Here is a 277-nt window from a genome sequence, read left to right on the forward strand (position 1 = left end):
CCCGCGATCGACGCGCTGGCCGCCCCGGTTCCGCCGCCGCCGGTTGACCCGATGGCCCCGCCGCCCCCGGCGCCGATCGACGCGCTGGCCGCACCCGTGCCTCCGCCACCGCCGGTCGACCCGATGGCCCCGTCTGCAGACATCGCGCAGGAGGTGGCGAACTGGGATGTCGCCGAGGGCCAGGTGCCTGGCGATCAGCCGCAGATGTGGGCATTGCACGCCGACGCTCCGCTTCAGCCCGCGCCGGCGCTTCCTCCGCCGCCCGCCACGGCCCCGG

General features: G+C 77.6%; 1 pseudogene. It reads left to right on the forward strand.

Features of this window, described 5'->3' with window-relative positions:
* Positions 1 to 277 (forward strand): annotated as a pseudogene (locus BST47_RS30145) (transglycosylase family protein); the annotation flags it as partial.

It is taken from the genome of Mycolicibacterium tusciae (genome assembly GCF_002086795.1).
In the GTDB taxonomy this organism is placed as follows: Bacteria; Actinomycetota; Actinomycetes; order Mycobacteriales; family Mycobacteriaceae; genus Mycobacterium; species Mycobacterium tusciae.